Here is a 13773-nt window from a genome sequence, read left to right as displayed (position 1 = left end):
CGGTTGAGGCCATTGCGGACTCCACAGAGGCGCGCCGTCGGGACGGGCCTCACCGTGTCAGTGGCCGCCGTCACCCCGGTCACCTCCTGGTCGCGCGACGGTTACGCGCAGTCGCTTGCCGGTCACGTGGTGTCGTATGCTTGCGGCGCCCGGGGAATGGAGCACCGAGGGATCAGTGAGCGCACGGTACGAATTCAAGATCCTGGGGCCCCTGGAAGTCTGGCGTGACGGGCACCCCGTGGTCATTCGCGCGGGCAAACTCCGGTTGCTGCTCGCCGCGTTGCTGACCGAAGTCAACCAAGTGGTCACCGCGGAACGGCTGATGAGTCGACTGTGGGGCGACCAGCCTCCCAAAGGGGCTCGCAACACGCTCCAGAACTACGTACTGCGCCTGCGTCGTGCTCTTGACTGCCCCGCCGACGGCACCCCCGTGCTCACCCACCCCCGCGGTTATGTGATCAAGGTCGACCCGGACGCACTGGACGTGCACCGCTTCACCTTCCTCGCCCTCCAGGGCCGCACCGCGCTCAAGGAGGGAAGGGCGGCGAGTGCGGCACAGATGCTGCGCGAGGCGCTGGCCCTGTGGCGTGGCGAACCTCTTTCCGATCTCCCCGCGGAACTCCTTCACGACTTCGTGCCAGCGCTGAACGAGCAGCGTCTGGACGCCTTGGAACTGAGGATCGACGCCGAACTCGTGCTGGGCCGGGCCTTCGACGTCCTGCCGGAGCTGCGCGCACTCATCGGGGCCCACCCGCTGCGCGAACGTTTCTGGGCCCAGCGGATGCTGGCGCTCGCCCGCTGCGAGCGGCAGGGAGAAGCGCTGGAGTGCTATCGCGAGGTCGCCCGAGTGCTGGCCGACGAACTGGGGGTCACCCCGGGGACGGAGCTCAGGAGACTGCATCAGCGGCTGCTGGCCGCCGCACCGGACCTGGGTGAAGCGCCAGACAAGGCGGCGGCTGCGCGTCCTCGGGCAACGGGGAACCTGCCGATCGAAATGACCACGTTCATCGGCCGTGAAGCCCAACTGGCCGAGGTGCGCGCCGTGCTGGCGTCCGCCCGGGTGGTCACTCTCACCGGCGTCGGCGGCGTCGGTAAGACCCGGCTCGCGCTGCGGGCGGCCGCGGAGCTGGAACCGGCGTTCGCGGACGGCGTCCGGCTCGCGGACCTCGCGCCCCTGACCGGCCCCGAACTCCTCGGCCGTGCCGTCGCCGAAGCCCTCGGGGTGCGCGACCATTCCGCTCGGCCTGTCGTGGACACCATCCTGGATCATCTGCGCGACCAGCGGCTGCTGGTCGTCCTCGACAACTGCGAGCACCTGGCCGATGACGTCGCAGCCCTGGTCCTGAGGATGGCACGGGCGGCTCCCGGACTGCGCGTACTGGCCACCAGCAGACAGCGACTGGGGATTCCCGGCGAACACGTCCTGACGGTGCCCTCACTCACCGTCCCCGGCATCGGCTGTCCCGCACCGCTCCAGCGGACCGACGGTACGCCCTCTGCCGAGGACGGCACAGCGGACCGCTCCGAGGCCGTACGGCTGTTCGTCGACCGTGCCGTCGCCGCTGCGCCGACGTTCCGGATCACCTCCCGCAATCGCGGTGCGATCGCCCAGCTGTGCCGACGGCTGGACGGGCTTCCGCTCGCCATCGAACTGGCGGCGGTACGTCTGAGCACGATGACGGTCGACGAGATCCTGGAACGGCTCGACGACAGGTTCCGTCTGCTGTCCGTACCGTACGGGCACCCCGTCATCCGCTACCAGCACACTCTGCGCGGGGTCGTCGACTGGAGCTACGACCTGTGCAAACAGCAGGAGCAACTGCTCTGGAGCCACTTGTCAGTGTTCGCCGGCGGCTTCGATCTGGAGGCCGCCGAGGCGGTGTGCGGTGGAGCGGACATCGCCCGGGAGGATGTGCTGAATCTGCTGGCCGGGCTGGTGAACAAGTCGATCGTGGTGGTGAACAGTTCAGGCGACCGCGCCCGGTATGGCCTGCTCGAAACCATTCGCCAGTACGGTCAGCAACGGCTCCGCGAACAGGACGGTGCACCAAAGCTCCGCCTCCGGCACAGCGACCACTACCGCATGATGGCCGTGCGCGCCGGCGACGAGTGGTGCGGACCGGGGGAAGTCGACTGGCTGATCCGGCTACGGACCGAACTTCCCAACTTTCGTGCCGCGCTGGACTTCTGCACCACGCGCCGCGACCGCGTGGATGCGGGCCTGGAGATCGCCGTCAACCTGGCCCGCACCCGGTTCTGGTTCTTCAACAGTACGCTGGGTGAAGGCCGGCACTGGCTGGAGCGCCTCCTCGGCCTGAACACAGACGCACCGCGGGCCCTCATCGCGGGAGGGCTGGCGATGAAGGCCTGGATCGCACTGTGCCAGGGGGACAACCCCTCCGCCGAGGCGTTTCTAACCGCATGCCACACCATGGCGAGCGAACTCCCCGACGGCGCGGCGGCTCCGCCGTTGACCTTCATCGAAGGCGCACACGCCATGCTCGTCCGGGGCGACCCGTGCTCTGCCGCTCTACTGACCAAGGCGAGGGACCAGTTCCTCGCGGCGGGCCAGAAGGGGGACGCTCATATGGCCACGATGCTCTGGGCCATGGCCGAGGCTTTCCTCGGCGACCGCACCTCGGCCCGCACGGCCCTCGACGCGTATGCAGTGGAAGCCGCGGACAGCGGTGCCGAGTGGGCCCGCACCTGGGCCCAGTGGTGCACAGGCCTGTTCGAGCTCCGGCACGGCACGACAGACCGGTCCCCGGCCCACCTGCGCGAAGCGCTGGGTCGGCAATGGGCCATCGGCGACAGCTGGGGCCCGGTCTGGGGCGTCGAGACACTGGCTTGGGCCATGGCGGCCACCGGCCACCACGCACAGTCGGCACGGCTTCTGGGCGCCGCCCATCGCCTGCGGCAGGACACAGGAGTCGCTCTCATCGGACTGCGTCCGTTCCACGACGCCCACGCGGCCACCGAACACCAGGTACGTGAGGCGCTGGGCACCCAGGAATACGGGGCGGCGTGGTCCCAGGGTGCATCAGCCCAGGACGGTCTGCGGCTCGCCCTGGACGCGCCGGATCACGGAGCCCTTCGGGGCACTGATCACGATCTCGCCTGACGAAGTCCGGCCGGCGTTTCCCTGGCACTGGACGAGCTTCCGGTTTCCCGGACTCATGGGCAGCGCGACCAGCAGAGCTCGCAGTTCGTCCGCTCCGATCGGCATTGGGTGCTCGTCCCGTAGTACCTCCAGCGGCCTGGACATGTTGAACTCGCACCCGCACCCGCACCCGCACCCGCACCCGCACCCGCACCCGCACCCGCACCCGCACCCGCACCCGCACCCGCACCCGCACCGGCACCGGCACCCGCGCACGCATCGCATTCATTCGAATGTGCAAAGTAGTCATCGTGGTTGCGAAACGGCTGTGACCACAACGTGACCGGAATGAGAGCACCGCACGGCACGGTGGGCGCGTCCGTCCGTTCCGAAGGCCCCGACAGGGCCGGCGACCACACGTTGCCCAGCCCGCATCACGTCCGTGGACTACGTGGCCGACGCCGCACCCCCCGATTTCTGGTGGCGTCCCGCCATGTGGTGTAGCGGATCAAGGCGCCGGAACCCGCAGGTCACCGCAGCATCGGTGCGATTCGGGGCCGCACATGGTGCTGACGGCAGGTCAGCCGCTATGCGAACCGGGAGCCGCGCCCCGTGCGGTGGCCGACGCGCGGCTCACCGGAACGCGTCGAGCAAGGTCGCTTACACCACGAAGCGAGACACGACCCGATTTCTGATGGCATTTGCCGTGACCTGCCCCCTCACCCTCGTTGTACGTCCCGCATCGGAGAAGATCCATGATGATGCCGTCGCCCTGAAGGCACTCGTATGGGATGCCGAGTCCGCCCTCGGGCCAACCGGCCACGAAGCACTGCGGTTCCGCTTCGCCGACTCTGTCCCGCCCAGTCCAACAGAATGGATGGCAACGGCATGACTGCCACTGACGACGGCTCTGTCGCGGCTTCCTGGGCCCGCATCGAGTCCTGGCTCGATGCGCACGCCCCGGGCACCAGGGCCACCCTCAACCCGCCTGCCGACCTGACCGCACTCGATACGGTGGAGGCCGCGATCGGACGCCGCCTGCCTCCCGACGTAGCCGCCTCACTGCGCTGCCACGACGGCGTTGGCCTCGACGAGCACACCAAGGGATGGTTCATGCTTCTCGACGGCTACATCCCTCTGAGCGCCGCCGGAATCGTCGACCAGTGGCGCATGCTCGGCGAAAGCCTCAGCCGCCTGGGCGACGACATGGTCGGCCACTGGTGGCACCCACTGTGGCTTCCCGTGGGGCTGCACAACACCGGCGACACGCTGTTCGTGGACCAGCGCCCAGGTACGGGACACGATGCCGTCGGTGACCTACTCACCCACGACAGTGCCGAGGTCGGTACCTGGGGCTCCTTCGCGTTGCTCCTGGAACAGACGGCCTCCGCCCTGGAGTCAGGCGCCGAGATTTACGGAAACAAGGCCACCGTGCATCAAGAAGGATTTGTCTTCTGGCAGTGAACCTCTTTCATCCTGAATAGTCGCAGGTCAGTAGTACGTGGATGGCTTGGGCGGTGCGGCTGATGCGGCGGGTGGAGGAGCGTGCTCTGCGCATGATGCGCCAGGACTTGAGCCGGGCGAAGGCGCGTTCGCCGGGGGCTCGGAGCCGGGTGTGGTCGCGGTTGAACTGCTGGTAGTGCTCGGGCTGTTCGCTGTGGTGGTAGTACGGGGTGCGGAAGGTGGTGCCGGCACCCTGGTAGGCGCGGTCCGCCGGCACGAGGATCTGCCGGGTCAGGCAGGCCTGGACGATGCCGTGGGCGCGGGCCGAGGTCAGGTCGTGTGTGCGGCCGGGTGTCGCGCGGGGGAACCACAGTGGTGGGCCGTCAGGGCGGGCAATGACCTGTACGTTCATGCCGTGCTTCTTGTGTTTCTGCGAGTAGTACGGCTGATCGGCGCGGACGCGGTCGGTGGGGATCAGTGTGCCGTCAACGATGACGTGGTCGCCCTCACCGAGGCCGGTGTGGGCTTCATGGAGGCCTGGGGCCCAGGAGGCCAGTACGTCCAAGGCCTCGTCGACGTAGCGCCAGGCGGTGGCCTGCGATATCGCGAACCCGGCGCCGAGCTGGGGGAACGTCTCGTTCTTACGCAGGTGGACCAGCGTGAGCAGCGCCTGGTCGAAGCAGCCGAGCTTGCGCCAGCGGGTGTTGCGTGCGCGACGGTGCTCGTACAGCAGCCAGGCAACGTGCTCGACGAGTTCATGCGGGACGTCGAGCGTGGCAGGATACGGAACCAACAGGGCCCCTTCGATTGCCGGTGTGCTGAGTGGAATCACCACGCCGACGACGAGGGGCCCTGCCTCGTCAGCACACACTCTGACCAGCCCTTTTCACCCGCCAGCAGAGGATGAAAGAGGTTCACTGAGCATTTTCAGTACGGCCACCGATCGGGTGACGGAGTGGTGTGAGGTTGGGGTGCGCAACGGACAGGGCTCCCGTGCCGTTGAGGGAGGTGTTCGACGTCTCAACTCAGCAGCACAGGAGCCCTGTTGGTTCCGTATCCTGCCGTACTCGACCTGCCTCACGCCGTGGTCGAGTCGGTCACGATGCTCATCGTCACCCGTGAGGGTGACCGGCGGTGCAAACTCCCGCCGCACCGCCGTGCGCTGGTCGCACTCGTGTACCTGCGTCGCCACGACACCCTCGCCCGTATCGCCGGAGCCTTCGGTATATCCGTCGGTACCGCCCACGCCTACGTCACCGCGGTCACGGGTCTGCTCGCCGAGCAGGCACCGGGCCTGCTGAAGACGCTGCGCGCGCACGACCCGGACTTCGTCCTCCTGGACGGCACGCTCGCCGAGTGCGACCGCGTCGGCGACGGCAGGGCCGATTACTCCTCGAAACACAAGCGGCACGGGGTGAACGTGCAGGTCGTCACGGACCCGGCCGGCGAGATTCTGTGGCTCTCGCCGGCGCTGCCGGGCCGGACCCACGACCTGACGGCCGCCCGCACCCACCAGATCCTCCGGATCTGTGCGCGCCAGGGCGTCCCGATCCTTGCTGACATGGCCTACATCGGTGCGGGCGACTGGGTCACCACCGCCAAGCGCCGCCCGCCGGGCGGTGAACTCACCCTCACCGAGCGGACCAGCAACCGGGCCCTGTCTGCGGCCAGGGCACCTGTTGAACGTGGCATGGCACGGCTGAAGTCCTGGCAGATCTTCCGCAGATCCCGCATCAGTCCCAACCGCATGAGCGTCATCACCAAGGCCGTCCTCACCCTGGAGAAGCAACGCTGAAAATGCTCACTGACCGCATCGCCGTGCGTCAGCAGTACATGGACCGGGCGATCCCCGAGTTCGTCGGCCTCCCGGCCCCGGCCGTGACCTGCTGGACGACCGCCCACGCCGACCTGCACTGAGCGAACCTCACCGAGCCCCTGCGGCTGTTGGACTGGGAAGGCTGGGGGCAGGCCCCGGAGGGGTTCGACGCCGCCACGCTCTACGCCTACTCGTGCTCCAGCCGGACGTCGCCGCCCGGGTCCGCGACGCTTTCCCCGTCCTGGGCAGCCCGGTCGGCCTTGCCGCCGAAGCGACCGTGTGCGCGCAGCTGCTGCAGACGGTCGCCCGCGGCGACAACCTGGTCCTCGAGGGCCAGCTCCGGATCTGGGCCGGGGAACTCCGCCACCGCTGACCGAGCTCCCCCGGCGCGGTGCGGTCCTTCCCGGATGCGGAGTGATCCGCAGCCGCCGACGCTGGCAGCATGAGCGCCACCGCCACCTGGTCGGGCACGATCGCCTTCGGGATGGTCGTGATCCCCATCCAGCTGTCCGCGGCGACCGCAGCGAGCGTTGAGGAGGCACGATCCGCCCGGCATCCCCCGAAGAAGTCCTCGAAGGCCGACCGGGACGGCAAGCGATCAGTCTGTCCACCCGATGTCACGGACCTCGATCGCTCCGGCGTGCGGCATGTACTGGATCCAGCACCGCCGCCCGAAGGCCTCCCGGATCTCCTCAACCGAGCCCGGATCACGCACATCGGGCCAACCCGCGGATCCCTCCGCGCGACCTCCACGAGCGCCATCACCTCCTGGAGGGCCCGGTCGTTGGGCAGCTGCGCCATGACCTCCACCGCCAGTTCCTCCACCACCACGCCGTACTTGGGCAGCCTGTGCGAGCAGCCGGTGCCGCCGTGAGCGACACCGGGACGACGAAGCCTCCGGGGTTCGACCCGGTCCCGGAGGCTTGTCCCTTGCTCCGCAGACCCATCAACGAACGGGGCCTGTCGGTGTCCGCCGCCACGGCGGCCTGCCCAACTCGTGCCGATTACCTATTGCGGGGTGCGGTCGCCTGGAGCCTGGCGCGGGTCTGCTTCAGGCCGCACGGTGGTCAAGTCAGTGCGAGACAGGCAGCCTCCCTTGGGGCGGTTCGCCGCCGATCAGCCGACCAGTTTATGCAGCGAATTGAACCTATGAGGCATCTAAGGGCTGTCCCGTAATCCCCGGCGGGCGCGCGACGACAGCTACGGCATCTCGCCGCGTTGTCGGAACGTCCGCATACATCCAGTATTCGGACGCCCCTCCGCCTTGCGATGCACCACATCTGACGCCGCGCGCTGGTCCACCGGGGATTACGGGACAGCCCTTAGCCCGCGGTTCTGCATAGACGTGACAATCTGTCATCGATACGGGCAGGAGGCGGCTGGTGACGATTCCGAGGGTGCGGCGTCCTGTAGGCCGGAGTCGGCTACAGGCCTGGATGCGGCGACCTGTCGGATGTACCGTGCCCGCTCGATCTTCCGGGCTTCAGCGGCACGGGCCTCAAGCGCCTCACGAGCTGCCTCAGCAGTCCGTTCATGGACGCTGGTTGGTGACACGACGCTGGTCGGTAACTTCGAGGTGTTGGTGCGACATTTCCGGGTGCGGCGCTCCGATGTGGTCAAGTCTGGCCGTCCCGACCCTTTCAACAGCGATGGGAGGCTCGGGTAGGCGCACTCGGGCTCCCGGAAGACGATCCGTAAGGCCGCTGAGAGCGCTGCCAGGAGCCGGTCAGCCGCTGACACGGCTGGCCGGCGCCAGGCGGCTGGGCACGCTCATCGACCTCCAACGCGAGCCCCGCGTGGCGAACGCCGCAGTGACCTGACCGCTGGAGGGGGAGCAGACGGTAGCCATCCGGTCGAAGCGCCACCGGCGAGCGGTCCCGCCCAGCTTGCGCACGACATGCCAGGTACTACGAGGTCGGGGTGGACATCTGCCCACCCCGCCGCGGCACCGCTCGACCTCCAGCTCGGCCGGGAACGGCCGCACCGGGATGTCGAGCAACGGCTCGGCCGCGGCGAGCTCACCGACGGTGGTGACCGCTCCGTCGATCCGCCGGCGCCGGTCGTCCATCCGGACCGAGAGCTTGTCGACCCCGGACTGGGCCTGTCCTGGACCAGGCCCGCACCGAGCGGATGTCACTGACCGCAGCCCTGGAACGGCTCCTGGAGATCGAGGTCGAGGCCACCGAGGCCCGCAAACTTGCCGCCCGGGAACGGTTCGCCTGTCTGCCCGAGCCCTGGACCTGGCCGACTTCGACTTCGACTTCGCCGCCCAGCCCGGCGTCGACGAGAAGCCGATCCGAGACCTGGCCACCCTCCGCTTCCTCGACGACGCGTCCAACGTGCTGTTCGTCGGCCCACCGGGAGTGGGCAAGACCATGCTGTCGGTCGCCCTCGGACGAGCGGCCGTCGACGCCGGTCACCGTATCTACTTCACCACCGCCGCTGAACTCGCAGCCAAGTGCCACAAGGCCGCCCTCGAAGGCCGCTGGAAGACCTGCATGCGCTTCTTCGCAGGCCCGAGACTATTGATCATCGACGAGCTCGGCTACCTGCCGCTGCCCGAGGACGGCGCCTCAGCCCTGTTCCAGGTGATCAACCAGAGGTATCTCAAGTCCAGCACGAGCCTCACGACCAACGTCGGGATCGCCGACTGGGCCGGAGCCTTCGGCGATGCCACCGTCGCCGCCGCCATGCTCGACCGGCTTCTGCACCGGGCTGCCGTCGCAGGCATCGACGGACCCTCCTACCGGCTTCGCGGCCACCAGAACCAGGCCGACGCCATGCGCAAGGGAGTTAACGCACGTGCCTCCTGACTCCACCCACAACGACGAAAAAACAGCTCACCCCCGCATCAATCAACTGCCCAGTCTGCGCAGGCGAGTTCATGCCGAGCCCGAGGCAGATCTACTGCTCTCCCCGCTGCAAGAGCGCCGCCCACCGACGCGCTCCCGCCAGCCTGGCCGCACACACCTGCCCGGTCTGCGACGGCATCTTCACCGCCAACCCCCGACTCCGCCAGATCTACTGCTCGCTCGAATGCCGTCGCGAGTCGGAAAGGCAACGCAACCGGACCCGCGACGAAGAACGAGCACGCCGTCTCGGCGAACATCCCCGAGCCCTTCCGCCCGCTCCGCAGCCGACAGCCCCCGGGGCCATCGACCCTCTGGCACCGACGGCAGTCCGGAACTGTCCTCACTGCGACCAGCCCGTCACGATCGTTGCCCTGCTCGCCACCCAGGAAGCCGCCCGCCCCACGATTACCAACCGCGTCACCGACATCGTCCCGCTCAGACGCCTCCAGTGAGCTTCGGCTGACCGTCACCGATCTCCGGGCCCGCCGACCTGACGGTCGGCGGGCCCGCAACACTCAGGTCACCGAGCGCAGTTGGTCCAGTTCGTTGCTGATCGCATCCCGCAGCGCGTCGTGCTGCGGACCGAGCCTGAACTGCTCGTCACTCCACCGTTCACGCGGATAGAGCCACACTGGCTTGCCCACCACATCGGCTGGCTCCCACTCGAACCGCGGCCAGACATGCGCATGCAAGAACGGGTCCGTGTTCCCCAGGATCTCCAGATTGACCCGGCGGAAAGCCGGGTCCAGCCGCCGACAGGCACGCTCGACAGCTTCGCCGAGCTGGTCCATGTCGGACAGGAACGACAGCCGCTTCGCCCTCGGCAGGTCCGACAGCCGCTGCACATCCGGTTCGTCCACCAGCAGAACCGAGTAGCCGGGCAGGAACTGAACGTCCCCGATCACCGCGAACCCCGACGTCAGCCGTCGCAGGACGGTCGGGTTCTCGCCCCTCACCGCAGTCCCGATCCGGTCCATCCGCCAGTCACCAGTCATGGCCAAAACCTACATTCTGGTGATCAAGGACCGCTCTTCGATCCCCATCCTCCCCACTCAGTTCAAAGACCAAGCAAGTGGGGTGAGGAGCGGTCCCGGCCGTTTTCAAAGATCCCCATCAACATGTGCGCGGTGTTCCAGCAGCCGTTTGGCAAGGGTCTACTCGAAGGCATCCTGGTCGTTGTCGAGCAGGGTCCGAAGGAGTTGCTGGTCCGGATCAAGGGCGCCGGCCGCGTCGAGCCGCTCAGCGGCGCGGGCTCGAGTGTCAGGGTCCTGCTTCTGCAGGGGGACGGGGCCGGGAACGGCCCCGGGCGCCGGCCCGCGAACGACGGTGAGGTAGTCGCACAGCGCGTCCATTTCGGCGAGGTCGGCCGCAGTGGATACCGACTCCCGCTTCGAGTCGGGCACCCCGTCGCGGATGGCGGGCGCGTAGTCCTCGCTCAGCAGGGGACCGATGACCCGACTGTGCTCCCACACCAGTCGCTGATCACACACAGGGTGAAAGCCTGGACCCAGGTCTGGGCCGTGGTCGCCGGTGAGGCCGGTTCCCCGGCCTCCTCGTAGTGGATTTTCTGGCTGGTGAGCGTGTCGTCCACGAGGGGGAGGGGGACGTCCCAGTCGCCGTCGGGGAAGGTGCCCAGAGCCAGCTCACCAAGAGCGCACTCCGCGGCGGTGATCAGGACCTTCCGCGACCACGGCGCCTCCAGGGCGGGATCTGCCAGAGTACGGGCGCCGGCGAGGTCCAGGAGGTCGCCGCGCATCTCCCGGAGTCCCTGCCGCAGGGGACGGATGCCGTGGTGGCGCATGTTGGCCCAGTACCCGAAAGCCCGGTGCACTCCGCGTTCGAGGGTGTCCTCTATCCGCTTTCCGGCTACGTCGTGACCGGTCACGTCCTTGATCGTCATATCGGCCACCCTGGCAGCGGGGACTGACAGCCCAGCAGCGGATCACCGGCCTCGGGGAACGTGGCGCGCGTCCCGGGTCAGGCGCCGCCGAGGGCCCAGCTGCCGTCCTGCGGCACCGCGAAGGCGAGCGTCCAGGGCTTGTGATCCGGGACGGTGCAGGTCGTCCAGAGGCGGATGGGAGAGGCGCGGTAGCGGTCGCGCCAGCCCTGCTCGCCGTCGACGCCTTCGTACCAGGAGGGCCGCGGAGGGGTCTACGGCGAGCCGGGTGCGGCCGCCGGGGAGGAGAGGGAACGCGGGGACCGCCCGGCCCAGTGCATCCGCGTAATCGACTCCGGGCCTGAAGCGGTACGGCCCCCAGACGGCTTCGTCGGCTTCAGCACGCTGCTCGGGTGTCAGACCGGCCATGTGGTGTGTCCGGGAGCCCAAGAGGTCATCCTGAATGCGCAGTTCGATGTGGAGTTCGCCGAGCTTGGCCGGACCATCGAAGCGCACGTACAGCACCTCATGAGGCTCCGCCTGGAGTTTGATCCGGAGCTGGGGCGTCAGTTCCCTGTGCCAGCGCTCCTGCTCGATCTGCGCGACGACGGTCGCTGTCTCGTTCGCGTAGCGGGCTGCCATGTTCGCCTGGCGAGAGGCCTTCCATGCGCCGTAGGCGGCAGCGCCGGTGAACGCTGCCGAGGCTGCGGTTATGGAGGTGTCGAGGATGCTCATGCCGGACTGTATAGCCCAACCTCACGAGCACGTGCCCCGAGCCGGACGTCGTGGGTCGGCAGGAGCGTATGGGCCCGGACGACGCGCCTGATCGCTACAGTGGGGGCGTGCTCTCCGCGCGAGCGGAGGTGGACCCGTGATCACTCAGTCGCGCAGGTCGAACGCACCTTGTCCCCGCCGATGCGGCGGTGGTCCTTCAACTCTCTCGCGCCCCCGCACTGAACGCCCCCCGTCCACGGGTGCTCTCCGGCCGGGGTGAGGAACCCGGCGACCGCTCGGCCCGCGGCCTCCGGGAGTGTCGTGCTGCGCCCGACGTCATTTGCCTGGCTTCATCGAGGGCACCACCCACCCAGTTGTGCCCTCGCCGGTCCACACCTGCAGCTACAGGGCGGCGTTATCCGGACGGGTGCGGTCGCCTGGCCGGGCGTCGGCGTCGGCGTCGAGCCGGTCGGCGGCCTCGGCGAGTTGGCGGGCGCTGTCCCTGAGCAGGCCCCAGTCGTGGTTGTGGGCTGCCTGGACGCAGGCGGCAAGATGGACCTGCAACGTGGTGTCCGCGTCGGCCGGATGCTCCTCTGACAGCGTGTGCTGCTCCGTCCCGGCCGGGGACGTCACCGCGGGGGAGCCCTGGCGTGCGGTGCGGCGTTGCTCGGCGGCGCGGATGGATTCCCGGAAGCGTTCGACCTCGCGCAGGCGCGCGGCCCGCGAGGTCTTGCCGCCCAGGGCGGTGGACTTGCGCGAGCCCTTCGGCTTCTTGTCCTTGGGCCCGCCGTGGTCACCGCTGGTGAGCTGCACGCGCTTGGCGGAGCCGTCCCGCCGCTGCCGTCCGCTACTGGTCATGCGTCCACGCTACCCAGGGCGTGCCCGCGCCGGGCACGCCTGCGCCCGGGCTGAGCACGGAATCCGTTCCGCGAGGCGAACGGTCCTGGCGGTCTCGCCGACCAGCCACAAGAGCACGGTCTCATCGTCGGGGCGGGCTGTGCAGGCGACCGCGTGCACGGGGACAGGGGCTTGCCCGGCTGGTCCCGCTGGTGCGAGGACCAGGCAGGCTTCGGCTTCTCTTCAGTCCGGCTGCCCGTTCCGCTCAACTCGCAGTACCTCTCACCTACCTGCTTCAGGGAGCCGCTCTTGTGCGCACTGCCTGGCGTATGCGGGGGTGGGCGGTGCGGTCGTCGGCTACGTGGCTGAAGTGCTGGGCAGATTCCGGATGGTCGCGCAGGATGGCGGCCATGACAGATGCGGCCTCGCTCGTCAGAGCCCGCAGCCAGGGGGCGATCTTGTCCTGGGCGCTCCACTGATCCCAGACCCCGTCCCAGGTGCACATGGTGTGGGCGGCCTCCTCCAGCAGGTCCCAGTCGCGCTGGTCGGTGGCGTAGGCGCAGATGCCCTGGAGCCAGATCACGACCGTTGCGGCGTCGCCGAACTGCACCATGTGCGTGGCGACTCCGTGCACGTGCTCGGCCAGGGCCCGCAGGACACGATGGGCTTGCGCGGGTTCTCGTTCGAGGGCCGGTCCCGCTTGGTGGGTGTCCAGACGGGTGAGCACGCCGACGTGGAGTTCGTAGTCCTCCGGGTGGTCGCCGACCAGGGTCAGTAGCGTGTCCGCGGCTGCCGAGTCGCCGGTGCCGGCGGCTTCGAGCAGCGTCTGGGCCCTCTGGAAGGGGTCTTCGGGGATGGCTGCGTGTTCGCGGTCGATCAGGGCGAGCAGATCGCTGACGGTCTGGGGGCGGCGTTGCGGATCCTGCTGGGTGGCGGCGCGGACGATGGGACGCCATGGGCCGGGAGGGGCCTGCAGGGGGATGTTGGTCTCCGGCAGTGTGCCGGTGAGGGCCCACGCGATGACTCTGCCGACGCCGTAGATGTCACTGGACGCCGTGGCCTCATGAGGCGTTCTGGACAGCTCCGGGGCGGCGAACCCCTCGGTGCCGAGGAAGTGTCAACGGTCATTGAGATG

14 protein-coding genes and 1 pseudogene are annotated in these 13773 nt (G+C 68.7%); 6 read left to right on the top strand and 9 right to left on the bottom strand.

Translation table 11 applies throughout. From position 1 onward, the window contains the following. Positions 1 to 175 precede the first annotated feature (175 nt). The gene (locus tag QFZ64_RS00620) at positions 176 to 3121 is read left to right on the top strand and encodes a BTAD domain-containing putative transcriptional regulator (protein ID WP_307061158.1); all 2946 of its coding nucleotides are present in this window, start codon (positions 176 to 178) and stop codon (positions 3119 to 3121) included. Between the two features lie 867 nt (positions 3122 to 3988). After that, the gene (locus QFZ64_RS00615; protein ID WP_307061156.1) at positions 3989 to 4564 is read left to right on the top strand and encodes an SMI1/KNR4 family protein; all 576 of its coding nucleotides are present in this window, start codon (positions 3989 to 3991) and stop codon (positions 4562 to 4564) included. Between the two features lie 7 nt (positions 4565 to 4571). Here the strand turns inward: QFZ64_RS00615 and QFZ64_RS00610 are convergent, their stop codons facing one another. Continuing rightward, positions 4572 to 5378: a transposase family protein gene (locus QFZ64_RS00610; RefSeq protein WP_307061154.1), complete on the bottom strand. Its 807-nt coding sequence runs from the start codon at positions 5376 to 5378 to the stop codon at positions 4572 to 4574. Between the two features lie 210 nt (positions 5379 to 5588). On the opposite strand from QFZ64_RS00610, the gene QFZ64_RS00605 reads away from it, so the two are divergent. Then, positions 5589 to 6338, top strand: a complete 750-nt coding sequence (locus tag QFZ64_RS00605; RefSeq protein ID WP_307061152.1) for a transposase family protein — start codon at positions 5589 to 5591, stop codon at positions 6336 to 6338. A gap of 214 nt (positions 6339 to 6552) precedes the next feature. After that, the gene (locus QFZ64_RS00600) at positions 6553 to 6732 is read left to right on the top strand and encodes a hypothetical protein (protein ID WP_307061149.1); all 180 of its coding nucleotides are present in this window, start codon (positions 6553 to 6555) and stop codon (positions 6730 to 6732) included. A gap of 225 nt (positions 6733 to 6957) precedes the next feature. Here the strand turns inward: QFZ64_RS00600 and QFZ64_RS00595 are convergent. Both QFZ64_RS00595 and QFZ64_RS00590 read right to left on the bottom strand, forming a co-directional pair. Continuing rightward, positions 6958 to 7160: pseudogene (locus QFZ64_RS00595) on the bottom strand (hypothetical protein). A 925-nt stretch (positions 7161 to 8085) separates the two neighbouring features. Then, positions 8086 to 8427: a hypothetical protein gene (locus QFZ64_RS00590; RefSeq protein ID WP_307061751.1), complete on the bottom strand. Its 342-nt coding sequence runs from the start codon at positions 8425 to 8427 to the stop codon at positions 8086 to 8088. Here QFZ64_RS00590 and QFZ64_RS00585 point away from each other — a divergent pair. After that, positions 8348 to 9172 (top strand): ATP-binding protein, encoded by an 825-nt coding sequence (locus tag QFZ64_RS00585; RefSeq protein ID WP_307061147.1) that lies wholly within the window; start codon positions 8348 to 8350, stop codon positions 9170 to 9172. The genes QFZ64_RS00590 and QFZ64_RS00585 overlap by 80 nt on opposite strands. 554 nt (positions 9173 to 9726) lie before the next feature. Here the strand turns inward: QFZ64_RS00585 and QFZ64_RS00580 are convergent. The 6 genes from QFZ64_RS00580 to QFZ64_RS00555 all read right to left on the bottom strand — a co-directional run bounded on the left by QFZ64_RS00580 (position 9727) and on the right by QFZ64_RS00555 (position 13251). Further along, positions 9727 to 10206 carry an HIT family protein gene (locus QFZ64_RS00580; RefSeq protein ID WP_307061144.1) on the bottom strand — a complete coding sequence of 160 codons (480 nt, stop codon included), beginning with the start codon at positions 10204 to 10206 and terminating at the stop codon, positions 9727 to 9729. Between the two features lie 159 nt (positions 10207 to 10365). Then, complete coding sequence (locus tag QFZ64_RS00575) at positions 10366 to 10683, bottom strand: hypothetical protein (protein WP_307061142.1); 318 nt, start codon at positions 10681 to 10683, stop codon at positions 10366 to 10368. After that, positions 10647 to 11111, bottom strand: coding sequence for a hypothetical protein (locus QFZ64_RS00570; protein ID WP_307061141.1), 465 nt, complete (start codon positions 11109 to 11111; stop codon positions 10647 to 10649). The genes QFZ64_RS00575 and QFZ64_RS00570 overlap by 37 nt, the downstream gene beginning before the upstream one ends. 42 nt (positions 11112 to 11153) lie before the next feature. Beyond that, positions 11154 to 11822, bottom strand: coding sequence for a hypothetical protein (locus QFZ64_RS00565; RefSeq protein WP_307061138.1), 669 nt, complete (start codon positions 11820 to 11822; stop codon positions 11154 to 11156). A 381-nt stretch (positions 11823 to 12203) separates the two neighbouring features. Beyond that, positions 12204 to 12659, bottom strand: coding sequence for a hypothetical protein (locus tag QFZ64_RS00560; RefSeq protein WP_307061137.1), 456 nt, complete (start codon positions 12657 to 12659; stop codon positions 12204 to 12206). A gap of 274 nt (positions 12660 to 12933) precedes the next feature. After that, the gene (locus tag QFZ64_RS00555; protein WP_307061135.1) at positions 12934 to 13251 is read right to left on the bottom strand and encodes a hypothetical protein; all 318 of its coding nucleotides are present in this window, start codon (positions 13249 to 13251) and stop codon (positions 12934 to 12936) included. On the opposite strand from QFZ64_RS00555, the gene QFZ64_RS00550 reads away from it, so the two are divergent. Further along, a complete protein-coding gene (locus tag QFZ64_RS00550; RefSeq protein ID WP_307061134.1) occupies positions 13252 to 13416 on the top strand; it encodes a hypothetical protein in 165 nt (54 codons plus the stop codon). The last annotated feature ends 357 nt before the right edge of the window (positions 13417 to 13773 follow it).

This window comes from Streptomyces sp. B3I8, assembly GCF_030816915.1.
Lineage (GTDB): Bacteria > Actinomycetota > Actinomycetes > Streptomycetales > Streptomycetaceae > Streptomyces.
Note: the sequence above shows the minus strand (reverse complement) of the source record. Positions and strands in the feature narration are given on the sequence as shown.

What these genes read in the sequence shown, in the direction of transcription:
- QFZ64_RS00615 (WP_307061156.1), top strand. Translation starts at nt 3,989, where the DNA reads ATGACTGCCACTGACGACGGCTCTGTCGCGGCTTCCTGGGCCCGCATC.
- QFZ64_RS00585 (WP_307061147.1), top strand. Translation starts at nt 8,348, where the DNA reads ATGTCGAGCAACGGCTCGGCCGCGGCGAGCTCACCGACGGTGGTGACC.
- QFZ64_RS00590 (WP_307061751.1), bottom strand. Translation starts at nt 8,427, where the DNA reads ATGGACGACCGGCGCCGGCGGATCGACGGAGCGGTCACCACCGTCGGT.
- QFZ64_RS00580 (WP_307061144.1), bottom strand. Translation starts at nt 10,206, where the DNA reads ATGACTGGTGACTGGCGGATGGACCGGATCGGGACTGCGGTGAGGGGC.
- QFZ64_RS00570 (WP_307061141.1), bottom strand. Translation starts at nt 11,111, where the DNA reads ATGACGATCAAGGACGTGACCGGTCACGACGTAGCCGGAAAGCGGATA.
- QFZ64_RS00565 (WP_307061138.1), bottom strand. Translation starts at nt 11,822, where the DNA reads ATGAGCATCCTCGACACCTCCATAACCGCAGCCTCGGCAGCGTTCACC.
- QFZ64_RS00560 (WP_307061137.1), bottom strand. Translation starts at nt 12,659, where the DNA reads ATGACCAGTAGCGGACGGCAGCGGCGGGACGGCTCCGCCAAGCGCGTG.
- QFZ64_RS00555 (WP_307061135.1), bottom strand. Translation starts at nt 13,251, where the DNA reads ATGGTGCAGTTCGGCGACGCCGCAACGGTCGTGATCTGGCTCCAGGGC.